General features: G+C 70.9%; 27 protein-coding genes. 20 read left to right on the top strand and 7 right to left on the bottom strand.

All coding sequences use genetic code 11. The features are described from left to right. Positions 1-60 precede the first annotated feature (60 nt). The 8 genes from IW245_RS20755 (at position 61) to IW245_RS20720 (ending at position 5404) form a co-directional block, all read left to right on the top strand. Positions 61-408 carry an ArsR/SmtB family transcription factor gene (locus tag IW245_RS20755; protein WP_197004835.1) on the top strand — a complete coding sequence of 116 codons (348 nt, stop codon included), beginning with the start codon at positions 61-63 and terminating at the stop codon, positions 406-408. Then, on the top strand, positions 405-857 hold the full coding sequence (locus IW245_RS20750) for an SRPBCC family protein (protein ID WP_197004834.1): 453 nt from the start codon (positions 405-407) through the stop codon (positions 855-857). Before IW245_RS20755 ends, IW245_RS20750 begins: the two co-directional genes overlap by 4 nt. Before the next feature lie 139 nt (positions 858-996). Continuing rightward, complete coding sequence (locus IW245_RS20745) at positions 997-1605, top strand: hypothetical protein (RefSeq protein WP_197004833.1); 609 nt, start codon at positions 997-999, stop codon at positions 1603-1605. Continuing rightward, the gene (locus IW245_RS20740) at positions 1593-2018 is read left to right on the top strand and encodes a hypothetical protein (protein ID WP_197004832.1); all 426 of its coding nucleotides are present in this window, start codon (positions 1593-1595) and stop codon (positions 2016-2018) included. Before IW245_RS20745 ends, IW245_RS20740 begins: the two co-directional genes overlap by 13 nt. An 87-nt stretch (positions 2019-2105) precedes the next feature. Then, a complete protein-coding gene (locus IW245_RS20735; protein WP_197004831.1) occupies positions 2106-2570 on the top strand; it encodes a hypothetical protein in 465 nt (154 codons plus the stop codon). Then, a complete protein-coding gene (locus IW245_RS20730) occupies positions 2567-2785 on the top strand; it encodes a DUF3039 domain-containing protein (RefSeq protein WP_233473036.1) in 219 nt (72 codons plus the stop codon). The genes IW245_RS20735 and IW245_RS20730 overlap by 4 nt, the downstream gene beginning before the upstream one ends. Positions 2786-2953: 168 nt before the next feature. Next, positions 2954-3625, top strand: coding sequence for a trimeric intracellular cation channel family protein (locus IW245_RS20725; protein ID WP_197004830.1), 672 nt, complete (start codon positions 2954-2956; stop codon positions 3623-3625). Between the two features lie 60 nt (positions 3626-3685). Then, entirely contained in the window at positions 3686-5404 is a 1719-nt protein-coding gene (locus IW245_RS20720; protein WP_197004829.1) for a DEAD/DEAH box helicase, read from the top strand. Between the two features lie 217 nt (positions 5405-5621). On the opposite strand, the gene IW245_RS20715 is transcribed toward IW245_RS20720, so the two are convergent. Further along, positions 5622-5852 (bottom strand): DUF7455 domain-containing protein, encoded by a 231-nt coding sequence (locus tag IW245_RS20715; protein WP_197004828.1) that lies wholly within the window; start codon positions 5850-5852, stop codon positions 5622-5624. A gap of 194 nt (positions 5853-6046) precedes the next feature. Continuing rightward, complete coding sequence (locus IW245_RS20710) at positions 6047-7579, bottom strand: RNA polymerase sigma factor (RefSeq protein ID WP_233473035.1); 1533 nt, start codon at positions 7577-7579, stop codon at positions 6047-6049. 196 nt (positions 7580-7775) lie between these two features. Here IW245_RS20710 and IW245_RS20705 point away from each other — a divergent pair, with 196 nt between their 5' ends. Then, the gene (locus tag IW245_RS20705; protein ID WP_197008608.1) at positions 7776-8579 is read left to right on the top strand and encodes an inositol monophosphatase family protein; all 804 of its coding nucleotides are present in this window, start codon (positions 7776-7778) and stop codon (positions 8577-8579) included. Between the two features lie 124 nt (positions 8580-8703). On the opposite strand, the gene IW245_RS20700 is transcribed toward IW245_RS20705, so the two are convergent. Beyond that, positions 8704-9240 carry a LytR C-terminal domain-containing protein gene (locus tag IW245_RS20700; RefSeq protein WP_197004827.1) on the bottom strand — a complete coding sequence of 179 codons (537 nt, stop codon included), beginning with the start codon at positions 9238-9240 and terminating at the stop codon, positions 8704-8706. 291 nt (positions 9241-9531) lie between these two features. On the opposite strand from IW245_RS20700, the gene IW245_RS20695 reads away from it, so the two are divergent. Both IW245_RS20695 and IW245_RS20690 read left to right on the top strand, forming a co-directional pair. Beyond that, the gene (locus tag IW245_RS20695; RefSeq protein ID WP_197004826.1) at positions 9532-9834 is read left to right on the top strand and encodes a DUF4193 domain-containing protein; all 303 of its coding nucleotides are present in this window, start codon (positions 9532-9534) and stop codon (positions 9832-9834) included. Between the two features lies 1 nt (position 9835). Further along, positions 9836-10624, top strand: coding sequence for a hypothetical protein (locus IW245_RS20690; protein ID WP_197004825.1), 789 nt, complete (start codon positions 9836-9838; stop codon positions 10622-10624). Between the two features lie 56 nt (positions 10625-10680). On the opposite strand, the gene IW245_RS20685 is transcribed toward IW245_RS20690, so the two are convergent. Next, the gene (locus tag IW245_RS20685; RefSeq protein ID WP_372445201.1) at positions 10681-11127 is read right to left on the bottom strand and encodes a DUF3093 domain-containing protein; all 447 of its coding nucleotides are present in this window, start codon (positions 11125-11127) and stop codon (positions 10681-10683) included. A 43-nt stretch (positions 11128-11170) separates the two neighbouring features. Between IW245_RS20685 and dut the strand changes: the two genes are divergently transcribed. The 4 genes from dut to IW245_RS20665 are packed head-to-tail and all read left to right on the top strand — an operon-like array spanning position 11171 to position 13435. Further along, the gene (gene dut / locus IW245_RS20680) at positions 11171-11617 is read left to right on the top strand and encodes a dUTP diphosphatase (protein WP_197008607.1); all 447 of its coding nucleotides are present in this window, start codon (positions 11171-11173) and stop codon (positions 11615-11617) included. Positions 11618-11652: 35 nt separating this feature from the next. Then, complete coding sequence (locus IW245_RS20675) at positions 11653-12327, top strand: DUF3710 domain-containing protein (protein WP_197004823.1); 675 nt, start codon at positions 11653-11655, stop codon at positions 12325-12327. Positions 12328-12368: 41 nt separating this feature from the next. Next, positions 12369-12743 carry an OB-fold nucleic acid binding domain-containing protein gene (locus IW245_RS20670; protein WP_197004822.1) on the top strand — a complete coding sequence of 125 codons (375 nt, stop codon included), beginning with the start codon at positions 12369-12371 and terminating at the stop codon, positions 12741-12743. Beyond that, on the top strand, positions 12743-13435 hold the full coding sequence (locus IW245_RS20665; protein ID WP_197004821.1) for a DUF3159 domain-containing protein: 693 nt from the start codon (positions 12743-12745) through the stop codon (positions 13433-13435). The genes IW245_RS20670 and IW245_RS20665 overlap by 1 nt, the downstream gene beginning before the upstream one ends. Positions 13436-13692: 257 nt before the next feature. Here IW245_RS20665 and IW245_RS20660 read toward each other — a convergent pair whose 3' ends face one another. Further along, positions 13693-14355: a potassium channel family protein gene (locus tag IW245_RS20660; RefSeq protein ID WP_197004820.1), complete on the bottom strand. Its 663-nt coding sequence runs from the start codon at positions 14353-14355 to the stop codon at positions 13693-13695. After that, the gene (locus tag IW245_RS20655) at positions 14355-15020 is read right to left on the bottom strand and encodes a potassium channel family protein (RefSeq protein WP_197004819.1); all 666 of its coding nucleotides are present in this window, start codon (positions 15018-15020) and stop codon (positions 14355-14357) included. The genes IW245_RS20660 and IW245_RS20655 overlap by 1 nt, the downstream gene beginning before the upstream one ends. Before the next feature lie 109 nt (positions 15021-15129). On the opposite strand from IW245_RS20655, the gene IW245_RS20650 reads away from it, so the two are divergent. Together IW245_RS20650 and IW245_RS20645 are read left to right on the top strand one after the other, a co-directional pair. Further along, on the top strand, positions 15130-17136 hold the full coding sequence (locus IW245_RS20650; RefSeq protein ID WP_197004818.1) for an APC family permease: 2007 nt from the start codon (positions 15130-15132) through the stop codon (positions 17134-17136). Beyond that, positions 17133-18308, top strand: coding sequence for a class I SAM-dependent RNA methyltransferase (locus IW245_RS20645; protein ID WP_197004817.1), 1176 nt, complete (start codon positions 17133-17135; stop codon positions 18306-18308). Before IW245_RS20650 ends, IW245_RS20645 begins: the two co-directional genes overlap by 4 nt. Positions 18309-18482: 174 nt before the next feature. On the opposite strand, the gene IW245_RS20640 is transcribed toward IW245_RS20645, so the two are convergent. After that, positions 18483-19139, bottom strand: coding sequence for a class I SAM-dependent methyltransferase (locus tag IW245_RS20640; protein ID WP_197004816.1), 657 nt, complete (start codon positions 19137-19139; stop codon positions 18483-18485). Between the two features lie 80 nt (positions 19140-19219). On the opposite strand from IW245_RS20640, the gene dxs reads away from it, so the two are divergent. The 3 genes from dxs to IW245_RS20625 all read left to right on the top strand — a co-directional run bounded on the left by dxs (position 19220) and on the right by IW245_RS20625 (position 25000). Then, complete coding sequence (dxs, locus tag IW245_RS20635; protein WP_197004815.1) at positions 19220-21151, top strand: 1-deoxy-D-xylulose-5-phosphate synthase; 1932 nt, start codon at positions 19220-19222, stop codon at positions 21149-21151. Between the two features lie 235 nt (positions 21152-21386). Then, complete coding sequence (locus IW245_RS20630) at positions 21387-23186, top strand: DUF6311 domain-containing protein (RefSeq protein WP_197004814.1); 1800 nt, start codon at positions 21387-21389, stop codon at positions 23184-23186. 8 nt (positions 23187-23194) lie between these two features. Beyond that, positions 23195-25000 (top strand): putative glycosyltransferase family protein, encoded by a 1806-nt coding sequence (locus tag IW245_RS20625; protein WP_197004813.1) that lies wholly within the window; start codon positions 23195-23197, stop codon positions 24998-25000. Position 25001 lies beyond the last annotated feature (1 nt).

The following is a 25001-nucleotide window of genomic DNA, read 5'->3' as shown; positions in this document are numbered from 1 at the left end:
GAGTGGTTCAACGGGCTCTATGTTTAACGCATCAGTTAATTAACGGCGAGGTTAAATGCGATGGCGACCGATCGGCTCAGCACCATCTTCTCGGCGTTGGCGGACCCGACCCGCCGGGCGATCCTCGCCCGGCTGGCCGAGGGCGACGCCACCGTCCTGGAGCTGGCCGAGCCGTTCTCCATCAGCCTGCCGGCGATCTCGCGGCACCTGAAGGTGCTCGAGCACGCCGGCCTGATCACCCGGAGCCGCTCGGCCCAGTGGGTCTCCAGCAGCCTGCGGGCCGAGCCGCTCCGGGAGGTCACGGCCTGGATGGAGCACTACCGGCAGTTCTGGGACACCAGCTTCGACCGCCTCGACGCGCACCTACGACGTATCCAACAAGCACAGAACGAGGAGCAAGCGCCATGAACGACACCCACGAGCTCGTCATCACCCGGATCTTCGACGCCCCCCGCGCACTCGTCTACCGGGCCTTCACTGACCCCGACCAGATCGCGGCGTGGTTCGGCCCGGTCGGTTGGTCCGTGCCCCGCGACTCCGTCGAGGTCGACCTGCGCGTCGGCGGCAAGCAGCGGTTCACGATGGTCAACGACGAGGACGCGACGCAGAACTCGCCGGTCACCGCCACCTTCACCGAAGTGGTGGAGAACGAGCTGCTGGTCGGCGAGGAGATCGCCGACAACATCCCCGGGCTGCCGGCGGGCACCCGGTTCTCGCTGCGGCTGGAGTTCCACGACGAGGACGGCAAGACCCGGCTCGTGCTGCGGCAGGGGCCGTATACGGCGGAGGTCGAGGGCATGGCACGTGAGGGCTGGGGCAGCTCGTTCACGAAGCTCGACGCGCTGCTCGCTGGCTGATCGCCACGCCACGGCGCGCCGCCCCGCCCGCCCGCCTCCCGCCCCGCGCCGCCCCCGCCCCCGCACCGTCGCGACGGGCCGGGGGCGGCTTTGCGTCACGGGCCTTGTGGCCGAGGTCGGCCGACCCCATGCTGTGCGGATGCCTGAGAGCCCCCTCGACTTCAGCCAGCCGGTCCCGGAGGACCCGCACGAGTCGCCCACCGCCGGCCGCCGCCTGCGCCTGTCCAGGATCGTGCTCGGCGTCTGCGGCTTCGCGATCCTGCTGGTGGCGTTCGGGATATGGAACCCTGGACAACTGGTCGCCGTGCACACCTACCTCAGCCGCCCATGCGAGCTGGTGTTCTTCCTGATCCCGGCCCTCGGGTTCGTCTACTTCCTCCGCCGCGACGGCGATCAGGAGGGCATCGCGGCCTTCCGGGTGGTCCTGGGCCTGTCGGGCGGCGTGCTGCTGGTCCTCGTCTGCCTGCTGCGGGCGCCCGGCCCGGCCACGGTGGCCGTGTCCCCGGACGGCCGGTTCGAGGCCGTGCTCTGGCTCGACTCCGACGGCCGCAACGGCGACCTGGTGATCCGCAGCCGTGAGGGTCTGCTCAGCCGGGAGGCGACGGCACCGCTGAGCTGTGTGCCGCGCGGCTCGGAGGTGCACTTCGTCGACGGTCACACCGTGACGGGTACCGCCATGGACCACCCGGCGACCTTCGACCCGGACACGCTGGAGCCGACGGCCCCGGCGGACTGGTGCTCCCGCTGACGGGCCCCGACCCCGCTGGTCATCGGACGCCCGATCCGGTCCTGGACTTCACCGAGCCCGTTCCTGCCCCGCCGGACCAGCCGGCGGAGCGGGCGGACGCGCGCCGCAGGGTGTACGCGGTCGTCCTGCTCGTCGCGGGTGTCACCACCTTCCTCCTGGCCCTGGCCGTGCTGGTCAACCCGGTCGGGCTGCTCTACCAGGGGCACGTGTGGGACGTCCCGGAGCGGATGACCTTTGTCGCGGTCGCGGTGCCGGGCAGTCCGCTGCTGCTCTGCGCGGCGGCCTGGCTGCGGATCGGGCGTCTGGCCGCCGCCCGGGTGCTCATGCACGTGGCCTGGATCGGCGCCGCTTTCCTGGCCATGGTCGTGACGGGGGTCGGTAGCGTCGCGGCTCTCCTGCACCTGGACATGTAGTCCACGGCGACCGATGCCGCCGTCTGCCGGAAGTGCCTTGTGTCGCCGGTCACGGCACCCGATGATCCCAAGGTGCCCGATCACCACATGGATTTCTCCGAGCCCGTCCCCGTCCACCCCGGCGAGCTTCGGCTGGAGCGGGAGGACCGTCGCCGGAAGGTGTACGCCGTCGTCCTGCTCGTCGCCGGCGTCCTCGTGCTGATCCTCTCCGTGGCGGCTCTGCTCGCTGGCGCGTCCGGACTGCTGCCCGACGGTTTCGTCGACCAGCACCCGGGTCTCCGGGTCCTGGTCGCCTTCGCCCTGCCGGCCGGCCCGCTGCTGATCCGCACCGCAGTGCCCTACGGAATTCCCGACCATCCGGCGGCTCCCGTGATCCGGCACTGCGCCCTGGTGGCGGTCGTGCTTCTGTGCCTGTTGGGGACCCGGCTGATCAGCACCACCGATGACGACCCTGCGAATGACGCTGCCCCGGCGGGTCCCGTCAGCGCGGCGTCGGGTCCGGCGCACGGGGCCGTGCCGCTCCCCGGCCGGGATGGCACACTGGGACCGTGAGCACCGAAGTACTCGAGAAGCCGGAACTCAAGGACGCCGACACTGGTCCCGAGATGTTCCACTACGTCGACAAAACGAAGATGACCGAGAGCGCCATCCTCGGCACCCTCGTCCAGGCCCTGTGTGGCGAGGTGTTCCCCGTCACCAAGGTGCCGAAGCCCGGCTCGCCGGTGTGCCCGGCCTGCAAGGAGATCTACGACTCGTTCTCCGAGTAGCCCCGACGCCCGCCACCGGTTCGCCCGTGCCGGGCCACCAGCCCCCGGTGCGCTCCGAGCCCGGATGCTCCGAGCCCGGCCGGGCCGGTAGCAGCCGCGCCGTGCCCGGCCCCGCCCTGCGGCGCGGATCACCGGTTTCCGGACCCCGCGTCCCGTTATCCTGCGGCGGTGGAGTCGCTGCTGCTCGTCGTCCTGGACCTGGTCGGGGTCGCCGTCTTCGCGGCCTCGGGCGGCTCCGCCGGGGTCGCCAAGCGGCTCGACCTGTTCGGGGTCGGCTTCCTCGGCCTGGTCTCCTCGCTGGGCGGCGGCATCTTCCGCGATCTGGTGATCAACGCGGCACCCCCGTTGGCGTTCGCCGACTGGCGGTACCTGGTCGTCGCCGTCGTGGCCTCCGTGGCCGTCTTCTGGCTGCACCCGCAGCTCAACCGGCTGCGCCGCACGGTCCTCGTCCTGGACGCCGCTGGTCTGGGTCTGTTCACCGTGACCGGCACGCTCAAGGCGTTGAGCGCGGGGGTCCCGCCGGCGGGGGCGTGCCTGATCGGCATGATCACCGGGATCGGGGGCGGCATGCTCCGGGACGTGTTCACCGGCGAGATCCCGGTCGTGCTCCGCAGGGAGGTGTACGCGCTGGCCTCCCTCGCCGGTGCGATCGTCATCACCGTGGCGTCCCGGCTGGAGTGGGGCTCGCCGGCCATCACCATCGGGGCCGCGGTGCTGGTGTTCGGCCTGCGGCTGGTGTTCGTGAAGTCCTCGTGGCAGGTGCCGGTGGCCCAGGAGCGGGAGTACCGGCCGTTGCGTAAACGTCGCGGAAATTCGGCCCCCGGGGGTCGCACCGACTAAACTCTGCTCCGAGCCTTCGCGGGTCTGCCGCGGAGGTCTTGTCGTGTGAGGAGGCACCACGTGGCCGCGCCGCGCCCCGATATCGAAGCGCTGTCCCCGCTGCGGGACTGGCAGCGCCGGGCGCTCGTCACGTACCTGCGGCGGCGCAGCGAGAACTTCCTCACGGTCGCCACGCCCGGCGCCGGCAAGACCACGTTCGCGCTCCGGATCGCCGCGGAGCTGCTCCTCGACGGCACGGTGCAGGCGGTCACGGTCGTCACGCCCACCGAGCATCTGAAGGTGCAGTGGGAGCGGGCCGCCGCCCGGGCCGGCATCGCCCTGGACGCGAGCTTCCGCAACTCCGACATCCATTCGACGAGCGACTTCCACGGCGTCGTGCTGACGTACGCGCAGGTGGGCATGGCCCCCGACGTGCACCGCCGCCGGACCATGACGAAGACGACGCTGGTCATCCTCGACGAGATCCACCACGCCGGCGACTCGCGGACGTGGGGCGACGGGGTGCGCCTGGCGTTCGAGCCGGCCACCCGGCGGCTGATGCTCACGGGCACGCCGTTCCGCTCGGACGAGAACCCGATCCCGTTCGTCCAGTACGAGCAGCTCGGCGGCGGCGTCTCCAAGTCCCGGTCGGACACCACGTACGGGTACGCCGACGCGCTGTCCGACAACGTCGTGCGCCCCGTCATCTTCCTGGCGTACTCGGGGGAGACCCGCTGGCGCACCTCTGCCGGCGAGGAGTTGTCGGCCCGCCTCGGCGAGCCCCTCACCCAGGACCTGATCGCCCAGGCGTGGCGTACGGCGCTGGACCCGCAGGGCGACTGGATGCCCCAGGTGCTGCGCGCCGCCGACGCCCGGTTGCAGATCGTGCGCGGCGGGGGCATGCCGGACGCGGGCGGCCTGGTGATCGCGAGTGACCAGAACGCCGCCCGCTCGTACGCGAAACTGCTGCACCAGATCACCGGCGAGAAGGCCACGGTCGTCCTGTCCGACGAGGTCGGCGCGTCGAAGAAGATCGGCGAGTTCTCCGAGTCGACGTCCCGCTGGATGGTCGCGGTCCGGATGGTGTCCGAGGGCGTGGACATTCCGCGCCTGGCCGTCGGGGTCTACGCCACGAGCGCCTCCACCCCGCTGTACTTCGCCCAGGCCATCGGCCGGTTCGTCCGCGCCCGCAAGCCCGGCGAGACGGCCAGCGTGTTCCTGCCCAGCGTGCCCAATCTGCTCGAACTCGCCAGCGACATGGAGGTCCAGCGCGACCACGTGCTCGGCGACGTGCAGAAGAAGCAGGAGGAGGACCTCGAGCTCGAACGCGCCCAGCGCGCCGACAAGGCCAGTGGCGAGCTGGAGAGCACGTTCACCGCGCTGTCGGCCACCGCTGAGCTCGACCAGGTGATCTTCGACGGCGCGTCCTGGGGGACCCCGACCCAGTCCGGTTCCCAGGAGGAGGAGGAGTACCTGGGCCTGCCGGGCCTGCTCACCGCCGACCAGGTGTCCCTGCTCCTCGCCAAGCGCCAGTCCGACCAGGTCAAGGCCGCCAAGCGCAGCGCACCCGTGGAGGCCCCTGTGGTGCCCCGTGGGCCTTCAGCGCCCCGTACCCCGGCAGAGAGGCGCATCCTGCTCCGCCGGCAGCTCAACGACCTCGTGGGCGCCCACCACCACCGCACCAACCAGCCCCACGGCAAGATCCACGCGGAGTTGCGCCGGCTGTGCGGCGGCCCGCCGAGCGCGCAGGCGACGATCGAGCAGCTCGAGGAGCGCATCGCGACCCTGCAGTCCTGGTAAAACCCCATTCATCCGATGACGGGTGGGGCGTGACCCGGCCCGCCGGCTCGCCGGCCTGCGGACACCCGAGCCCTCCGCCGCGCCGGCTCGCGGGGGTCTTGAGTACCCGTCGTCCAGGCTCACCGCCCGCGACCGGCCCCTGACAGTGAGTCGGACATCGGACACGCGAAGAGGCCCCCGCACACCACGTGTGCGGGGGCCTCTCGGACGATCGGCCTTACTTCATCAGAACGCTGCCTCGCCAGGTGAAGTCGGGCTCTGCCGCGAAGTCGACGGCGATCTTCACCAGATCCTCGGCGTACTTGTTGGCGTGGTGACCGCAGAACATCAGGTCACCGCCACCCGCAAGCACGACCTTGAGCTTCGCCGCGGCACTGCAGCGATCGCAGCGCTCGTTGGCGGCGGTCTCTGTCGCCAACTCAGTTGGCGGCGTGAGGGTCGGGGTCATGCCTCATCCTCCTCTGCTTCACCGGTGCGTCCAGGGAACACCCCCGCGGCTGCGGAGGCAAGTCTTTGTTGCGCACTCATCGTCCAACACCCGGCTACCCGAATGCCTTCCCGAGCCGGCCAGTGGCGATCTTTGTCACAAAGACGTTTAGAAACAACGGCCCCTGCCGGATTGCGGCAGGGGCCGATCGTTACCTAGTCGAGATAGTCCCGAAGGACCTGCGAACGGGATGGATGCCGCAACTTGGACATCGTCTTGGACTCGATCTGTCGGATACGTTCCCGGGTCACCCCGTACACCTGGCCGATCTCGTCCAGGGTGCGCGGCTGGCCGTCCGTGAGACCGAACCGGAGCCGGACCACGCCGGCCTCCCGCTCGGACAGGGTCTGCAGCACCGACTGGAGCTGGTCCTGCAGCAGCGAGAAGCTGACCGCGTCGACCGCGACGACCGCCTCGGAGTCCTCGATGAAGTCACCGAGCTGGCTGTCGCCCTCGTCACCGATGGTCTGGTCGAGCGAGATCGGCTCCCGCGCGTACTGCTGGATCTCCAGCACCTTCTCGGGGGAGATGTCCATCTCCTTGGCCAGCTCCTCCGGGGTGGGCTCGCGCCCGAGGTCCTGGAGCAGCTCGCGCTGGATCCGGCCGAGCTTGTTGATCACCTCGACCATGTGGACCGGGATGCGGATGGTCCGCGCCTGGTCGGCCATGGCCCGGGTGATCGCCTGCCGGATCCACCACGTCGCGTACGTGGAGAACTTGTAGCCCTTGGTGTAGTCGAACTTCTCGACCGCGCGGATCAGACCGAGGTTGCCCTCCTGGATCAGGTCCAGGAACGCCATGCCCCGCCCCGTGTACCGCTTGGCGAGCGACACCACGAGCCGCAGGTTGGCCTCGAGCAGGTGGTTCTTGGCCTTCTCGCCGTCCCGGTTGACCCACTTGAGGTCGCGCAGGAGCTGCGGCACCATCTTCTCGCCGTCCTCCTCGACGGCGCGGAGGCGCTCCGCCGCGTACAGCCCGGCCTCGATGCGCTTGGCGAGCTCGACCTCCTGCTCGGCGTTCAGCAGGGGGACCTTGCCGATCTGCTTCAGGTAGGCCCGGACGGAGTCCGCCGAAGCGGTCATCTCGGCGTCCTTGCGGGCCTGCTTCAGCGCCTCGGACTCCTCGTCGTCCCACTCGAAGTCGTCGCCGGGCGTGGCCTCGTCACCGTCCTTGGCGGCCTCGCCCTCCTTGGCGCCGGCCTTGGCGGCGGTGGCCTTCGTGGCGGCGGTCTTGCGGGCCGGCGCGGCGGCCTTCTTCGCGGCGACCTTCTTGGCGGCGGGGGCGGTCGAGGCGACGACGGCTGCCGCCTCGTCCCCGATTGGCTCGAGGTCGTCGGTGGCCTTCTTGGGGGCGGCCACCTTCTTGATGACGGGCTCGGTGGCCTTCTTGACCGGGGCGGCCTTCTTGACCGCCGGCGCCTTGGCGGTGGTCGCCTTCGACGCCGGGCTGCCGCTGCGGGCGGCGGCGACCTTGCGCCGGGTGGACCCGGAGCCGTCGACGGCGAACGTGACCCCGGCCTCGGCCAGGGTCCGGAGGATCTTCTTGGCCTGGGCCGGCGTCAGTCCGGCTGCTTCGACCTCACGGGCGAGCTCGGTGGCACCCAGTTGACCGCCGGCGTTGTTGGCCTGGGCGATCAGCGAGTCGGTGAGTGTCTGAACGTCGGCGCCGGTGTGGCGGGCGTCTGTCACGAATGACCTTCCCGTGGCGGTGATCGGGCACGGCAGGCACAGCCTCGCGGCTGACTGCGGCGGTTGGAGCGGTTGTCTTGTCGGCCCCTGCGGTGGTGACGTCGGCACGGGCAGCGTGAATTGTAACGCCGGATCGAACGGACAGCTCGTCACCTCGGCCCATGACGCAAGATAGGTTCATTTCGTGAACCTGAAGATGACCCCCACCGAGCCCTCTGAGCTGTTGGAACTCGCCGTTACGCTGGCCCGTCAGGCGGGTGAACTCGCGAGGAACACTCGCGTCGAGGCGATCGGCCGGGTGACGACCAAGAGTACGGCGACGGACGTGGTCACCGCCGCGGACAAGGCCGCCGAGCGGCTGGTGGTCGAGGCACTGTCCGCCATCCGACCGTCCGACACCGTCCTGGGCGAGGAGGGCGGCGAGAGCCCCGGCGGGTCGGGCGTCCGCTGGATCCTCGACCCGATCGACGGCACCGTCAATTATTTGTACGGGTTGCCCCACTACGCCGTCTCCCTGGCCGTCGAGGTCGACGGCATCGTTGTCGCCGGTGTCGTGCACAACCCGGTGACGGGCGAGGAGTGGACCGCCGTGCGGGGCGCCGGCGCGTTCCGCAACTGGGAGCCGATCCGGTGCTCGCAGGTCACCGACCTGGGGCAGACGCTGATCGCGACCGGGTTCGGGTACGCGGCCGACCGGCGCGCGCACCAGGCCCGGGTGCTCGCCGAGGTCCTGCCCCGGGTCCGTGACCTGCGCCGCAACGGAGCCGCGTCGCTCGACCTGTGCTGGGCGGCGGACGGCCGGCTCGACGCGTACTACGAGAAGGGCCTCTCGCTCTGGGACCACGCTGCCGGCGGCCTGATCTGCGCTGAGGCCGGCCTGGTCGTCTCCGGCCTGCGGGGTGCCGCCCCCGGCCCGGAGATGGTCCTGGCGGCCCCCAGAGGGGTCTACGACGCCCTGCACGCGCTGCTCGTGGAACTCGACGCCGACGCCGGCCCCTGACGGCCGCGGGCCGCGCCAGGTCGACCCGGGACCCCTGACTGCCCCACCTGCCCGCACGCCGGGCCGACCCGGGACGGGGACCGCCACGCTGGCGCGCACGCCAAACGGACCGCCACGTCCGCCCCTAGTTCGCGGCGCAGGTGTTGTCCGGCAGCTTCGGGTTGCCGAGCGCCCCGATCTTCTGCTTGTACTCTGTGGGGCTCGCCAGCTGCTTGTAGCTCTGGCCGAGCACGACGTCGACCACGTCGTCGGTGCGGTTCGGGTCGAACTCGTCCGGCGCGTCCTGGTCGATGAGGAACTGGGCCCGCAGCACCTGGGCCGCGCCGACCGTCTTGGGGCCGTAGCGCAGCTCCACGACGCCCTTGACCGTCTTGCGCTTCGGGTCGTTGTTCAGGCTGAGCACCTGGAACTTGGCCTGCTTCAGGCTGTCGGAGACGCCCTGGGCCAGGCCGACCTGGTCAGTGCCGTTGAAGACGTTGATCTTGATGTCGGCCGGCGCGGGCAGGCTCGTGTCCACGACGACGTAGCCCTTCGGGCAGGCGGTGTTGTGCAGCCCGCCCCGGGCCTGCCTGTCGTGGACCAGGGCCCAGGTGACTACGATGACGGCGACCAAGAGCAGCCCACCAAGGACGGCTAGTGCGCGTACTCGGGACAGACTCATGCTCGGCTCCCCGTGCTCGACATGCCGGGTAGGTTAGCGCGTGCCGCGCTTCAAAGAAGTGACCGCCTCGGCGCGCCGACACCGTAACGGCCATCTTGACCCCTACTTTGATGTCGCCTCGATCACATCGGGAACATCTGACGGGTATTGGACGTACAACTACGGGCGAGGAGAGGTAAGGTACCGCGCTCGTCCGGGTACATTTCTGCCGCGGATGGCAGTACGCGAATTGAACACGGCGACGCCCGGTTGCTACTCCGGGCTCGGAACAGATACGGGAGTGTGACACCGATGGCCACCGACTACGACGCCCCGCGTCGGGACGAGGTCGACGCCGACGGGGCCGACAGCCTCGAGGAGCTCAAGTCACGGCGGACCGACGCACAGTCGGGTGCCGTTGATGTTGACGAAGCCGAGGTCGCCGAGAGCTTCGAGTTGCCGGGGGCAGACCTCGCCGACGAGGAGCTCACGGTGAAGGTCCTGCCCATGCAGGCCGACGAGTTCCGTTGCTCGAAGTGCTTCCTGGTGCATCACCGCAGCCAGTTGGCCTACGAGAAGAACGGCGAGCTCGTCTGCCGGGAGTGCGCGGCCTGACATGACGACCGAGGAGCCCGGGGTTTCCTCGGGCGACACCCCAGATCCGGTCCAGCAGGAGCTGGACCGGTCCGGGACGGTCGCGGACACCGTGGCGGAGCTCACCGGGGACGATCTCGCCCCTGAGGAGCGCCGCCGTCTGCTGCGCCGGCTCGCCGGCCAGACCGCCAAGACGTGGAAGACCGTCTGGCGACCCAAGGAAGCCGTCAGCTGGCTGACCAGCACGGCGACCGACATCGCGCCGTACATCACCGTGCGGGACCTGGCGACGTTGCGCCGCCACCACCCCGACCTGACCGGGGACGCGCTGGCCGAGCGGTTGATCCGCAACGCCGCGCGCACCACGGCCGGGATCGGCATGGCCGGCGGCGGGATCGCCACGGTCGAGTGGGCGGCCCCGCCGACCCTGCTCACGGCCCCGGTGCTGCTCACGGCCGAGACCCTGGCGGTGGTCGCCGTCGAGCTGAAGCTCATCGGCGAGCTGCACGAGGTCTACAACCAGCCCATTCCGGGCACCGGCACCCAGCGCGCGACAGCGATGCTCGCCGCCTGGGCCGGCCGGCGCGGGGTGAACCCGCTGTCCGGGGTCCGGGGGATGGCCGCGGTGCTGGGCACGACGGCCCGCAAGGAGCTGCGCGACCGGATCGCCAAGCGGTTCGGCCGGAACCTGACCACGCTGGGCCCGCTGCTGTCGGGGGCGGCCGTCGCCGGCTACCTCAACCGCCGCGCGACCCGCCAGCTGGGCGACGCGATCCGCAAGGACCTGGGCCGCCGGGCGATCGAGGGCTGACCCGGCCCGGTGCCGCCGCCGGGTCCGCGAAGACGCGAGGCCCGGTTCCGCCGGGGTCAGCGGGCCGCTGTGATCGCCGCGGCCAGCGCCTCGGGCCGCCGGGTGCTCACCACCCAGTACGGCGTGGGGTCGGCCGGGTCGGTCAGGGTCACCATCACCGCGCCGGGGACCCACGGCCGCTGGACCACGAACGCGAGCGGGTGCGCGTGCACGCCGAGGACGTCGCGCCGGGCCGCCGGGTCGAGCGGGGTGACGTCCCCGATGAACTTCACCGGCAGCCGGGCGTCGTCGACCCGCAGTTCCCCGTCGGCGACGGAGACCTTCAGCCGACCCAGCCAGGCCGCGCCCCCGATCGTGAGGGGGAAGATGATGGCGTACGGCAGCCACTCGCGCAGGCCCGGGGCGCCCATGTGCAGCTCCCCGGCGAGGAGCCCGGACAACCCGAGGGCGGCGAGCCACAACCACCAGGGTAGGAACAGTCGTTCTTGGTACTGAGGCGCCACCACGCGAGAGTACTGCCTAGCGAGATGAGGATTTTTCGTGACCATGGAAGTCCGGTTGATGCGGCTCGACCCCGAGCTCCCCGTGCCGAGCTACGCCCACCCGGGCGACGCCGGGGCCGACCTGCTGGCCGCCGAGTCCGTCGAGTTGCTCCCGGGCGGCCGGGCGCTGATCCGCACCGGGATCGCGATCGCCCTGCCGGACGGGTACGTCGGCCTGGTGCACCCGAGGTCGGGTCTCGCGGCCCGGCTGGGGGTCACGGTGGTCAACGCGCCGGGCACCGTCGACTCGGGGTACCGGGGCGAGATCAAGGTCTGCCTGATCAACCACGGCCAGGAGCCGGCGAAGATCGAGCGGGGCGACCGGATCGCCCAGCTGCTCGTCCAGCGGGTCGAGCGGGCGACCTTCGTGGTCGTGGCGGACCTCGACGGCACGGCCCGGGGCGCCGGAGGGCACGGGTCCACCGGCGGCCACGCGGCTCTGGCAGAGTAGAGGCCGGTAACGACCACAGGACAGGAGCATCGAGCATGTTCGGACGGCGCGACAAGGACGCGGTGGAGGAGTCGACGGCGGCGGCGGAGGCCGTGACGCCCGGCACCGGCCCGTACGACGCGGCGAACGCCCCGGCCGAGGACGGCATCCAGCGTCTGGACCTGGGGAGTCTCCTGTTGCCGGCGCTGCCGGACCTCGAGCTGCGGATGCAGGCCAACGATGACGGCACCATCGCGGCGGTGATCATCGCGAGCCCGGACAGCGCGTTGCAGCTCGGCGTGTTCGCGGCCCCGAGGACCGAGTCGATCTGGGACGAGGTCCGCGCGGACATCGCCGAGTCGGTGGTCGGCGACGGCGGCAAGACCGAGGAGTCCGAGGGCGAGTTCGGCACGGAGCTGTTGGCCAGGGTCCCCACCCCCGAGGGGCTGGCGGAGCTGCGGTTCATCGGCGTGGACGGGCCCAAGTGGTTCCTGCGGGGCCTGTTCCAGGGCAAGGCTGTGACCGACGAGTCGGCCGCCGAGCCCCTCGTCGAGGCGCTGCGGCACCTGGTGGTGGTCCGCGACCGCGAGGCCCGGCCGGTCCGCGAGCCGCTGCCGCTGCGGCTGCCGAAGGAGTTCGCCGAGCAGGCCGCCCAGCAGCAGGCCGCCCAGGAGGCCCAGCAGACCGGGGGCACGGAGCGCAGGCCGTCACCGAACCCGCGTACTACGTGACTCCGGGTACTCTTGGTGCTCCGGGAGGTGTCACGAAGGTCATGGCGACCCAATCTCAGGAGTCGGGGTTCCGGCGTTTCCTCCGCCGTCTGACGGCGAGCGAGGCCGAGCTCGACGCCGAGGAGTTGCAGCGCGAGTCGGTCGAGTCGGGCGCGCACCACGTCGGCGACTGCCGGCGGGGCCAGCTCGTCACGGTCACCGGCCGGCTCAAGACCGTGGTATACACCCCGCGGACGAACCTGCCGACGCTGGAGGCCGACCTCTACGACGGCACCGACGTGGTCACCCTGGTCTGGCTCGGCCGCCGGCACATCGTCGGCATCGAGCCGGGCCGGCAGCTGGAGGCCCGGGGGCGGATCGCGGTCCGGGACGGACGTAAAGTTATTTACAACCCTTTCTATGAGATTGAGATGTAATGACCGATACGTCTGAGCAAGATGTGTCCGAGAAGGAGCTGCCGCCGTTCTCCGAACAGCTGGCCGGCCAACTCGGCGGCGTCCGGGGCCTGATCGAGTCCGGCGTGCCCGTGGTCGTGTTCGTCCTCGGCAACGTGCTGTTCGGCTACTTCAAGACCCCGCACGCGCTCAACTGGGCGATCGGGTCGGCGGTAGCCAGCGCGCTCCTGATCGCCGGGTACCGGCTGTACCGCAAGGAGACCGTCCGGCACGCGGTCAACGGCCTCGTCGGGATCGGGATCGGCGCGTTCCTGGCCTACCGCACCGGGGACGCGAAGAACTTCTACCTCCCCGGCATCATCACCAACGGGGTCTACGCCGCGGCCCTGGTCGTCTCGGTCCTGGTGAACAAGCCCATCATCGGGTACCTGTGGTCGATCGTCGCCAACGGCGGCAAGCAGGACTGGGTGGGTCGCCCGGAGCTGACCCGCACGTTCCGTTGGCTGACCCTGTTCTGGGCCGGCATCTTCCTGTTCAAGGGCGCCGTGCAGTACGGCATCTACCTCGACGGGAACGCCACGTTCCTGGGCGTGGCCCGGCTCGCGCTGGGGTACCCGCCGTGGCTGCTGGGCCTCGCGGTCACCGGCTGGGCGGTCCGCCGCACCACCCGGCGCACGACCCCGGACCCCGACCCGGTGCCGGACGCGGCCTGATGCCGCCCGGCCCGGTGCCGGACGCGGCCCGGCATCGGTGGCCACCACCCGTCGGGGCCTGACCGCGGCGGACGGCTCGGAGCACGGGCCGGATGACGAGACGAAGCGCGGACCGCCTACCGGTGGTCCGCGCTTCGCGTCGTGGATGTGCGGCCGGGGCAGGCCGACAAGAGTGCAGGGCGCGCGGAAGACCCGCCGTCACTGCTGGACGGCGGGTCGGGAACGCGGCGTAAAAATACAGGTTTGAAGGGGTTTGGTTAGTCGAGGCCCAGGATCACGTGCCGGACGGCGTCCTCGACGTCGGCGGTGCACACGAAGACCAGCTCGTCGCCGGCCTCGAGGGGGTCGTCGGGGCTCGGGGCGATCACCCGGCTGCCGCGCACGATCGCCACCAGGGCGCTGTCGTGCGGCAGGGGCACGTCCCGGACCGGCCGGCCGACGTACGGCGCGTCCGGTGGCAGGGTGATCTCGACCAGGTTGGCCTGGCCCTGCCGGAACGTCATCAGCCGGACCAGCTCGCCGACCGTGACCGCCTCCTCGACGAGGGCCGCCATCATCCGCGGCTTGGACACCGACACGTCGACGCCCCACTGCTCCGTGAACAGCCACTCGTTCTCGGCCCGGTTGACCCGGGCGACCACCCGCGGCACCGCGAACTCGGTCTTGGCCAGCAGCGACACCACCAGGTTGGTCTTGTCGTCCCCGGTGGCGGCGACCACGACGTCGCAGCTGGCCAGCTCGGCGTTCTGCAGGCTGGACAGCTCGCAGGCGTCGGCCAGCACCCACTCGGCGTCGGGCACCCGCTCGGGGCGCAGCATGTTGGGCTGCTTGTCGATCAGGAGCACCTGGTGCCCGTTGTCGATCAGCTCCGTGGCGATGGACCGGCCCACGTTGCCCGCGCCGGCGATGGCGATCCGCATCAGTGCGCTCCCTCGGGTGCGGTGCCGCTGATCTGGGACACGGTCGGGAACATGGCGTCGGTGAGCAGCATGAACACCTGGTCGCCGTCCTGCAGGGTCATCGAGGCCGTCGGCAGGGTGCCGATTCCGAACCGCATCACGTACGCGACCCGGGAGCCGGTGCCCTCCTCCAGCGTCTTCAGCGGCTTGCCGACCCAGCCGGCGTGCAGCGGCACCTCGACCATGGCCAGGGTGCTCGTCGGGTCGCGCCACAGCTCCGGGCTCGACTCGGGGACCAGGTGCCGCAGCATCCGGTCCGCCGTCCACCGGACGGTCGCGACGGTCGGGATGCCCAGCCGCTCGTACACCTCGGCGCGCTTGGAGTCGTAGATCCGGGCCACGACGCGCTGGACGCCGAACGTCTCCCGCGCGACCCTGGCCGAGATGATGTTGGAGTTGTCGCCGCTGGAGACGGCGGCGAACGCGTCGGCCCGGTCGATGCCCGCCTGGCGGAGCACCTCCTGGTCGAAGCCGACCCCGGTGACGGTCAGCCCACTGAACTCGGGGCCCAGCCTGCGGAAAGCCTCGGGATTCTGGTCGATCACGGCCACCTCGTGGCCGCGCGTCTCCAGGCTCTGCGCGAGAGTCGATCCGACCCGCCCGCAACCCATGATCACGATGTGCACTCGGGTCCTCCCACGAACATGCCTACTGTCCGGGACGGTACACGATGGTCGCGATGATGATCGGCCGGTCGGTCCGCACGGTTGGCGGTGTCCACGTACGCTGTTGCCCGTGGCCAGCCCGACTTCCTTCCTGAAACGCCTGCTTGTCGGTCGTCCCGTCAAGTCTGATCACCTCGCGCACAGTCTGCTGCCGAAGCGGATCGCGCTCCCGGTGTTCGCCTCGGACGCGCTGTCGTCGGTCGCCTACGCCCCCGACGAGATCCTGCTGACCCTGTCGATCGCGGGGGCCGCGGCGTTCGTCTACTCGCCGTGGGTCGCCCTGGCGGTGGCGCTGGTGATGGTCGTGGTGGTGGCCAGCTACCGGCAGAACGTGCACGCATACCCGTCGGGCGGCGGCGACTACGAGGTCGCCACGGTGAACCTCGGGCCGAAGGCCGGCCTGGGCGTGGCCAGCGCCCTGCTGGTGGACTACGTGCTCACGGTCGCGGTGTCGGTGTCCTCCGGGGTGAAGAACTTCGGCTCCGCCGTGCCGTGGGTAGCCGACCACAAGGTGCTGATCGCCGTGGCCGCCGTCGTCATCCTGACGGCGATGAACCTGCGCGGCATCCGCGAGTCGGGCAGCGCGTTCGCCATCCCGACCTACGGCTTCATGATCGTGATCATCGGCATGATCGGCTGGGGCTTCTTCAAGATCTTCGTGCTGGGCGAGAACGTGACGGCCGAGAGCGCCGAGGTGCACGGGATCAAGGTCCTCGCCGAGCACGACACGATGACGCAGGCGGCGTTCGCGTTCCTGCTGCTGCGGACCTTCTCCTCCGGGTGCACGGCGCTGACCGGCGTCGAGGCCATCTCCAACGGCGTGCCGGCGTTCAAGCCGCCGAAGAGCCGCAACGCCGCCACCACCCTGGCGCTGCTCGGCGGGATCTCGATCACGATGCTGCTGGGCATCGTGGTGCTGGCCCGCCGGATCGGCCTGCAGTACGTGGAGGACCCGGCCACCCAGCTGGTCACCCCGGCCGGCTACGAACAGAAGACGGTCACCACCCAGATCGCCGACGCGGTGTTCGGCACCGACTCCGTCGGGCTGTACGTGGTGGCGGCCATGACGGCCCTGATCCTGTTCCTCGCCGCCAACACGGCGTTCAACGGGTTCCCGGTGCTCGGCTCGATCCTCGCCCAGGACCGCTGGCTGCCCCGCCAGCTGCACACCCGGGGCGACCGGCTGGCGTTCTCCAACGGGATCGTGTTCCTGTCGGTGTTCGCGATCGTGCTGATCGTGGCGTTCGAGGCGGAACCGACCCGGCTGATCCAGCTGTACATCGTCGGCGTGTTCGTGTCCTTCACCCTGTCGCAGACCGGCATGGTCCGGCACTGGAACCGCCTGCTGCGCACCGAGCGCGACCCGGTCGGCCGGCGGCGGATGTTCCGGTCGCGCACCATCAACATGGTCGGCCTCGTGCTCACCGGCGTGGTGCTGGTCATCGTGCTGATCACGAAATTCCTGGCTGGAGCGTGGATCGCCCTGGCCGCGATGGCCGCCCTGTTCCTGATCATGACGGGCATCCGCCGGCACTACGACCGAGTGGCCGCCGAGCTGGTCCCGACCGAGGAGCACTACACCCTGCCGGCCCGCAACCACGTGGTCGTCCTGGTCAGCAAGGTGCACCTGCCGGCGCTGCGGGCGATCGCCTACGCGCGGGCGATGCGGCCCGACTCGATCACCGCCGTCACGGTCAACGTGGACGAGAAGGATACCCGGGCGTTGCAGGCCGACTGGGAGGCGCACAACATCACGGTGCCGCTGACCGTGGTCGACTCGCCGTACCGGGAGATCACCAAGCCGATCGTCGACTACGTGAAGTCGCTGCGGAAGGACGCCCCGCGCGACATCGTCACGGTGTTCATCCCGGAGTACGTGGTGGGACGCTGGTGGGAGCACCTGCTGCACAACCAGAGCGCGTTGCGGCTCAAGGGCCGGCTGTTGTTCGAGCCGGGCGTGATGGTCACGAGCGTGCCGTGGCAGTTGGCGTCGAGTGAGACGAAGGACCTGAGCAAGCTGGACCAGCGGCTCGGGGCCGGAGTGGTCCGCGGGCCGCGTGGCGAGGGCGAAGAGTGATCGGTGACCTGGTAGTCCTGGACGTCGGAGCGGTCGCGCACGGCGGGCACTGCGTGGCCCGGCTCGACGAACTCGTGGTGTTCGTCCGGCACACGCTGCCCGGCGAGCGGGTCCGGGCCAGGATCACGGAGGAGCGCAAGGGCTACCTGCGCGCCGACGCGGTCGAGATCCTCCAGGCCTCGCCCGACCGGGTCGAGCCGCCCTGCTTCTACGCCGGCCCGGGAGCGTGCGGCGGCTGCGACTTCCAGCACGCCACCCCGGCCGCGCAGCGCCTGCTCAAGGCCGACGTGGTCACCGAGCAGCTCGCCCGGCTCGGCGGGCTGCCCGACTACCCGGTCGAGGTCGAGGAGCTGCCGGGCGGGCCGCTGGGCTGGCGGACCAGGGTGCAGTACGCGGTGGCCCCCGACGGCCGGCTCGGCTTCCACCCGACGAGGTCCTCGAGGGTGCTGCCGATCGCCGAGTGCCTGATCGCCGCCCCGGGCGTCCGGGAGTCCGGGGTCACCGAGCGCCGTTGGGCCGGCGTCGACGCCGTCGAGGTCGTCGCCCCCTCCATCGGCGACGTGTCGATCCTCACCCGGCGCGGCCGGGGCCGTCCCCGGGTGGTCGCCGGTCCCGCCACGGTCCGCGAGCAGGCCGCCGGCCGGACCTGGAAGCTGCCGGCCGAGGCGTTCTGGCAGGTGCACCCGGCCGCGGCCGACACCCTGGTCGCCGCGGTGCTGGACATGCTCCAACCGCAGCACGGCGAGCGGGCCTTCGACCTCTACGGCGGTGCCGGCCTGTTCGCCGCGCCGCTCGCGGAGGCCGTCGGCATCACAGGCTCGGTCGTCCTGGTCGAGGCCGACCCGTCGGGTACGGCTGGCGCCGCGAAGGCCCTGGCGGACCTGCCGCAGGTCAGCGTCGTGACGAACCGGGTCGAGCGGGCGCTGACGGAACTCGGCGAGGCCGACATCGTGGTCCTCGACCCGCCCCGGTCGGGGGCCGGGGCCGCCGTGATCGAGGAGATCGTGGCGACCGGGGCGCGGGCGGTGGCCTATGTCGCGTGCGATCCGGCGGCGCTGGCCCGGGACGTGAAGACGTTCCGGAGCTTCCGGTGGGAGCTGGCGGGGCTGCGGGCGTTCGACGCGTTCCCGATGACCCACCACGTCGAATGCGTCGCCTTATTTAGACCGTGAGGACCCGCTGAGGGCGACGATGCGTGCGTTGTCAGGAACCCGGCATACAACACCGGTATGCCGGAACCCGTCCGCCTTCGCCTCCCCGCCCTCAGCGGGCCACCAGGGTTAGATCAAGATCTGGATCAAGAGCCTTTTTTGTTACGCCGCGTCACCGACCCCCCCGCGCGTCGGTCACGCCTTGCGGGCTGAGATGCCGAGCACGTCCGGGAGGGGCCCCAGGCCGCGTTCGGTGAGCCGGTCCACGGTCAGGCCGGCGTCGAGGAACGCGTTGACCAGGTCCGACACCGGCAGGTGCCGGGCGCCGACCCGGGCGCGCACCCCCTCGGACGTCCAGGCGTGGAAGCTCACCCCGGTGTGCCCGTACAGCTCGCTCGTGATGATCACCCGGTCCGGGTCGGACCGGTCCGAGAACGCCCCGGTGAAGCACGGGTGCACGCCGACGTGGGCGAGAACACCCCCGGGCCGCAGCACCCGCGCCGCCTCGCGCACCACCGCCCGGTAGTCGGGCACGTCGGTGTGGATCAGCACCGACGCGACGGCGTCCAGCGACCCCGACGCGACCGGCAGCCGGCCGGCGTCAGCGCGGGCCACCGGGAGCTTCCCGGCGGCGAAGGAGAGCTGACCTGCGGAGATGTCCACCCCGACCGGGGTGCGGCCGGTGGACCGCAGCGCGGCGGCGTGCGCCCCGGTGCCGCAGCCGATCTCCAGCACCGGGCCGTGGCCGCGCCCGAGGAGCTCGGCGAGCACGGCGTCGACCATGGCCATGTACGGGCTGTCTGTGACGTACTCGTCGTACCACGCTGCGTGTGGGTCATATATGGCGGTCATGCACCGGGAATGTAGCGGATCCTGTGAAGGATCGCGGCTCCCCAGAGTCGGAGGTCGCCCGGTCGATAGACTGGCTCGCTATGAGCAGCAGTGAAGGCACGGGCATTCTCGCGTCCGTCACCGGCCCGCACGATCTGCGCGGCCTGACCTCGGAGCAGCTGACCGTGCTGGCCACCGAGATTCGCGACTTCCTCGTCGACAAGGTGTCGAAGACGGGTGGCCACCTCGGTCCGAACCTGGGCGTGGTCGAGATGACCATCGCCATGCACCGGGTCTTCGACTCGCCCCGCGACCGGATCCTGTTCGACACCGGGCACCAGGCGTACGTGCACAAGATCCTCACCGGGCGGCAGGCCGGCTTCGACGGGCTCCGCCAGCGCGGCGGCCTCACCGGCTACCCGTCGCAGGCGGAGAGTGAGCACGACCTGATCGAGAACTCGCACGCCTCCACGGCGCTGTCCTACGCCGACGGGCTGGCCAAGGCCTTCCAGCTGCGCGGCGAGGGCGACCGGCACGTGGTGGCCGTCGTCGGGGACGGCGCGCTGACCGGCGGCATGTGCTGGGAGGCGCTGAACAACATCGCCGCCGGTACGGACCGGTCCGTGGTGATCGTGGTCAACGACAACGGCCGGTCCTATGCGCCGACGATCGGCGGGCTCGCCGACCACCTGGCCACGCTGCGGCTCAACCCGTCCTACGAGAAGGTCCTCGACCTGGTCAAGGACGCCCTCGGCCGCACGCCGCTGGTCGGCGCCCCGCTGTTCGAGGCCCTGCACGCCGTCAAGCGCGGGCTGAAGGACGCGATCGCCCCGCAGGCGATGTTCGAGGACCTCGGGCTCAAGTACTTCGGGCCGGTCGACGGGCACGACCTCGCCGCGATGGAGAAGGCGCTGGAGCGGGCCAAGCGGTTCGGCGGTCCGGTCATCGTGCACGCGGTCACCCGCAAGGGCTACGGCTACCGGCCGGCCGAGGACGACGAGGCCGACATGATGCACGGCCCGGGCGCGTTCGACCCGGTGACCGGCAAGCTGACCGCCGCGCCGAGCCTGAAGTGGACCTCCGTCTTCGGCGACGAGCTGGTCGAGCTGGCCGGCGAGCGCCCGGACATCGTGGGCATCACGGCGGCGATGGCCGAGCCGACGGGGATCGCGAAGCTGATGCGGGCGTACCCGGATCGGGCCTATGACGTCGGCATCGCCGAGCAGCACGCCGTCACCTCCGCCGCGGGCCTGGCCATGGGCGGAGCCCACCCGGTCGTCGCCGTGTACGCCACGTTCCTCAACCGCGCCTTCGACCAGGTCCTCCTGGACGTGGCGATGCACAAGCTGGGCGTCACCTTCGTCCTGGACCGGGCGGGCATCACCGGCCCCGACGGCCCGAGCCACTACGGCATCTGGGACATGTCGGTCTTCGGGGTGGTGCCGGGCCTGCGCCTGGCAGCCCCGCGCGACGCCCAGACCCTGCGCGAGGAGCTGCGCGAGGCCGTGGCGGTCACCGACGGCCCGACGATCGTGCGGTTCCCGACCGGCACCGTCCCGCCGGCCCTGCCCGCGCTGCGGTCGGTCGGCGGCGTGGACGTGCTCGCCGAGGCGACCCGCAAGGACGTCCTGCTGGTCGGCGTCGGTTCCTTCGCCCACCTGGGCATGGACGCCGCCGCCCGGATCAGCGAGCACGGCTACGGCGTGACCGTGGTCGACCCGCGCTGGGTGCGCCCGGTGCCCGGGGCCCTCGCCGAGCTGGCGGCCGGTCACCGGCTCGTCGTGACGGTCGAGGACGGGGTCCGGGTCGGCGGCGTCGGCGAGGCCATCGCCGCGAGCCTGCGCGACGCCGGCGTCAGCACCCCGGTGCGGGTGCTGGGCGTGCCGGCCGACTGGCACCCGCACGGCACCCGGGCCGAGATCCTCGCCGACCTGGGCCTCACCGCCCAGGACGTCGCCCGGGACGTGACGGGCTGGCTGTCGGAGCTCGACGAGCGGGCGATCCCCGGGGAGCTGAGCAACTTCACGGCCTGACGACGGTGGGGGCTTCGGCCCCTTCTGTCGGATAGATAGATATAAGAGCTGGATGTCCGCTGCGTAAAGGGTGGCTCCGGGGCCGTGGCACGAGGTGTCGTATCATGTTGACCGTCCAGCGCCTGGCTTTCCGCCGAGGTGGGAACGCCCTGCGGGTCCGCAGGACTCTGCGACGGGCGCGGCAGCGCTGATGTGCGCGCGACAGCCGGTCAGCGATCGGGAGGGGAAGCGCCAGATGGCGACGCTTGCGTCGAATGTTGATACCCGGGCGGAGTCAACCGACGGGCAGGTCGACAGCGGCGCGCGACGCCGGCGCCTGTTCGACGTCGGGGCCGTCCTGGTCTACGTGCTCGGCGCGTTCTACGTGACGTCGCGGCTGTGGTTCGACCTGCACCACCGGATCCAGGCGAGCAACGAGCAGGACCACGGCTTCTTCCAGTTCGTGCTGACGAACGCCGCGCGTTCGCTCGTGCACCTGGACAACCCGCTGTTCAGCTCGCAGATCAACGTGCCCGACGGCGTGAACATGATGGCGAACACGTCCATCCTGGGGCTGGCGATCCCGTTGGCCCCGGTGACGTTGCTGTTCGGGGTGAACGTCTCCTACGCGCTGCTCGTCATGATCGCGCTGTCGGCGACCGCGACGGCCTGGTACTGGCTGTTCTCCCGGCACCTCGTGACCTCGCGCGCCGCGGCCTTCGTCGCGGCCCTGTTCTGCGGGTTCGCGCCGGGCTTCGTGTCCCAGGCCAACGGGCACCCGAACGTCGCCGGCCAGTTCATGGTGCCGATCATCCTGTACTGGGTGGCGAAGCTGCGGACCTCCGAGCGGCCGTGGCGGACCGGGATCGTGCTGGGGCTGCTCATCACGTACCAGGCGTTCATCAATGAAGAGGTGCTCCTCTTCATTGCCATCACCAGCCTGATCATGGTGCTGGTGTTCTGGGTGTCCCGGCGCGAGGAGTTCCGCAGGATCGTCAAGCCGGGGATCACCGGGCTGGCCGTGGCGGCCGGGGTGGCGCTCGCGCTGCTCGCGTACCCGCTGTGGTTCCAGTTCTTCGGCCCGCAGCACTACGGCGCGGTGCCGGCCCTGTCCGTGACGTACTACAGCGACCTGGGTTCCTACTTCAGCTACGCGTCCGAGTCGATCGCCGGCGGGCCGTTCCGGGACCGGGGGCTGCACGCGCACCCGGCCGAGGAGAACGCCTACTTCGGCTGGCCGCTGCTCATCCTGTGCCTGGCCACGACGGTGCTGCTCTGGCGCAACGTGCTGGTCCGGATCGCCGCGGCCGTCGCGCTGGTCTTCGGATCGCTGTCCCTCGGGCCCATGATCAAGATCTACGGGCACAACACGGGCCTGCACAGCCCGTTCAGCCTGATCAACGAGATCCCGGTCCTCGAGTCGATCGTGCCGGTCCGCCTCGCGATCATGGTGATCCCGGCGCTGGCCGTGCTCGTGGCCATCGCCCTGGACAAGGTGATCACGTCCCCCACGGTCTCCGGCGCGCCGCGCGTGCTCTGGTACGCCGGCTTCGCCGCCGCGCTGCTGCCGATCATGCCGACCCCGCTGCCGGCCCGCGACGTGCCGCCGGCCCCGGCGTTCGTGACCGAGGGCATGTGGAAGCAGTACGTCGGGCCGGGCGACAGCGTGGTGACCGTGCCGCTGGCCAACATCGGCAACCTGGCGGCCCAGCGCTGGTCGGCGCAGGTGAACCTCGACATGCCGATCGCCGGCGGCTACTTCCTCGGCCCGGCGCTCAGCGACGATCCCCGGGCCCGCGCGCTCTACGGCCAGCCGTCCCGGCCGACGTCGGACCTGCTGAACACCGAGGCGTGGACCGGCAAGTCCCCGGTGATCACCGACGTGGACCGGCGCAACATCGTCGCCGACCTCAAGCACTGGCACGCCGGGGTCGTCATCCTCGGCGACGTGAAGAACAAGGACATCCTCCTGCCCACCATGCGGGAGCTGCTCGGACCGCCCCAGTTCGTCGGCGGTGTGTGGATGTGGGACGTACGGTCAATGGTCAAGGGCTGAGGGCGGTCATGGCAGTGAAGGCAGTCGCCACGGCGGAGGACGGCACCGTGGCGCCCGGGGCGCGCCCCCGGGGCCTGCGGGCGCTTCGACCATGGGCGGCCCGACACAGGTTCGGGCTGTTCGCCGGCCTCGTCTACACCCTGGGCGGGTTCTGGGTCTACGCCCGGCTCTGGGTGAACCCCCAGGTCCGGCTCGTCGGTGACGGCCAGGACCACCAGCTGTTCATCTGGATGCTGGGCCACGCGGCCCGCGCCGTCACCCACCTGGAGAACCCGCTCTTCAGCACCCGGCTCAACGCCCCCGACGGGGTGAGCATGATGGCGAACACGAGCGTGCTGGGCCTGGGCATCCCGATGACCCCGGTGACCGTGCTGTTCGGGGCGACGGTCAGCTTCGCCGTGCTCGGCGTGCTGTCCCTCGCAGGCACCGCCGCCGCCTGGTACTACGTGTTCTCCCGGCACCTCGTGACGTCCAAGCCGGCCGCGGCCGTCGCCGGCGCGCTGTGCGGGTTCGCGCCCGGCCAGATCTCGCACTCCCCGGGGCACCTGCACATCATCGCCCAGTTCGTGCTGCCGTTCATCGTGCTGTACGTGCTGAAACTGGCGAAACCTGGCCGGACGGTGCGCGACGGGGTGATCCTGGGCCTGCTGATCACCTACCAGGCGTTCATCAGCGAGGAGATGCTGCTGCTGACCGCGATCGGCTGCGGCGGGCTCGCCCTGGTGTACGCGGTCCTGCAACGTCGGGAGGCGCGCGCGGCGTTCCTGCCCCTGCTGCGCGGGCTGTCGGTGGCGGCGCTCGTGGCGGGCGTGCTGCTGGCGTACCCGATCTGGCTGCAGTTCTTCGGCCGGCAGTACTCCCGGGGCCTGCCCTTCCACGCCGGCAACTACATCACCAACACCCTGGCCTACGTCACCTACCCGGGCCAGTCGATCGCCGGCGACCAGCTGCACGCCGTGCACCTCGCGTCGAACTACGGCGAGGAGAACGCGTTCTTCGGCTGGCCGCTGATGCTGCTCAGCCTCGCGATCGTGATCTGGCTGTGGAAGACACCGATGGTCCGGTTGATCGCGTTCACCGCGCTCGGCTTCGCGATCCTCTCGCTCGGCAAGCAGATGATCATCGGCTCGCACAACACGCGGATCCCGCTGCCGTTCTGGGTGCTGGAGAAGCTGCCGGTCCTCGACATGGCCCTGCCGACCCGGTTCTCCCTGATCGTCGTCCCGCTGATCGCGGCGCTGCTGGCCGTGGCCGGCGACCGGATCTCCCGGGCGAGCGACGGCGGGCTGCCGGTGAAGGGGCTGTTCGCCACGGTCATGGCGATGGCGCTGATCCCGATCGTGCCCATCCCGCTGCACGGGTTCGACCCCCGGCCGGTCCCGGAGTTCATCACCTCCGGCCAGTGGAAGGCCTACGTGCCGGAGGGCCGCACCCTGGTGCCCGTGCCGCTGCCGCGCAACGACGCGATGGACGGCATGCGCTGGGCCGCCGCCGCGGACGTCGGCTTCGCCGTGCCCCGGGGCTTCTCGATCGTCCCGGACGGCACCGACAAGCGCTCCGGCGTGTTCGACGCGCCACCCCGGCACACCTCCGACCTGCTGCGCGGGATCGCCAGCACCGGCCATGCCGCCGTCGTGACCGACAACGACCGGCGCGAGGCCGTCGCGGACCTGCGGTACTGGAAGGCCTCCGTGGTCGTCCTCGGCGAGCAGCGGTACCAGGCGGAACTGCGTGGCACGCTCGACGCCCTCCTCGGTCCCGGCCAGCTGATCGGCGGAGCCTGGGTCTGGGACGTCCGTTCCATGGTGAGCTGAG

It is taken from the genome of Longispora fulva (assembly GCF_015751905.1).
Lineage (GTDB): Bacteria > Actinomycetota > Actinomycetes > Mycobacteriales > Micromonosporaceae > Longispora > Longispora fulva.
This window is presented reverse-complemented; position numbering and strand designations above follow the sequence as displayed.

Bases quoted from the DNA above. Each gene is read 5' to 3' on its own strand.
- IW245_RS20755 (WP_197004835.1), top strand. From the start codon at position 61: ATGGCGACCGATCGGCTCAGCACCATCTTCTCGGCGTTGGCGGACCCG.
- IW245_RS20750 (WP_197004834.1), top strand. From the start codon at position 405: ATGAACGACACCCACGAGCTCGTCATCACCCGGATCTTCGACGCCCCC.
- IW245_RS20745 (WP_197004833.1), top strand. From the start codon at position 997: ATGCCTGAGAGCCCCCTCGACTTCAGCCAGCCGGTCCCGGAGGACCCG.
- IW245_RS20735 (WP_197004831.1), top strand. From the start codon at position 2,106: ATGGATTTCTCCGAGCCCGTCCCCGTCCACCCCGGCGAGCTTCGGCTG.
- IW245_RS20715 (WP_197004828.1), bottom strand. From the start codon at position 5,852: ATGACCCCGACCCTCACGCCGCCAACTGAGTTGGCGACAGAGACCGCC.
- IW245_RS20705 (WP_197008608.1), top strand. From the start codon at position 7,776: ATGACCCCCACCGAGCCCTCTGAGCTGTTGGAACTCGCCGTTACGCTG.
- IW245_RS20700 (WP_197004827.1), bottom strand. From the start codon at position 9,240: ATGAGTCTGTCCCGAGTACGCGCACTAGCCGTCCTTGGTGGGCTGCTC.
- IW245_RS20695 (WP_197004826.1), top strand. From the start codon at position 9,532: ATGGCCACCGACTACGACGCCCCGCGTCGGGACGAGGTCGACGCCGAC.
- IW245_RS20690 (WP_197004825.1), top strand. From the start codon at position 9,836: ATGACGACCGAGGAGCCCGGGGTTTCCTCGGGCGACACCCCAGATCCG.
- dut (WP_197008607.1), top strand. From the start codon at position 11,171: ATGGAAGTCCGGTTGATGCGGCTCGACCCCGAGCTCCCCGTGCCGAGC.
- IW245_RS20675 (WP_197004823.1), top strand. From the start codon at position 11,653: ATGTTCGGACGGCGCGACAAGGACGCGGTGGAGGAGTCGACGGCGGCG.
- IW245_RS20670 (WP_197004822.1), top strand. From the start codon at position 12,369: ATGGCGACCCAATCTCAGGAGTCGGGGTTCCGGCGTTTCCTCCGCCGT.
- IW245_RS20665 (WP_197004821.1), top strand. From the start codon at position 12,743: ATGACCGATACGTCTGAGCAAGATGTGTCCGAGAAGGAGCTGCCGCCG.
- IW245_RS20660 (WP_197004820.1), bottom strand. From the start codon at position 14,355: ATGCGGATCGCCATCGCCGGCGCGGGCAACGTGGGCCGGTCCATCGCC.
- IW245_RS20640 (WP_197004816.1), bottom strand. From the start codon at position 19,139: ATGACCGCCATATATGACCCACACGCAGCGTGGTACGACGAGTACGTC.
- dxs (WP_197004815.1), top strand. From the start codon at position 19,220: ATGAGCAGCAGTGAAGGCACGGGCATTCTCGCGTCCGTCACCGGCCCG.
- IW245_RS20630 (WP_197004814.1), top strand. From the start codon at position 21,387: ATGGCGACGCTTGCGTCGAATGTTGATACCCGGGCGGAGTCAACCGAC.
- IW245_RS20625 (WP_197004813.1), top strand. From the start codon at position 23,195: ATGGCAGTGAAGGCAGTCGCCACGGCGGAGGACGGCACCGTGGCGCCC.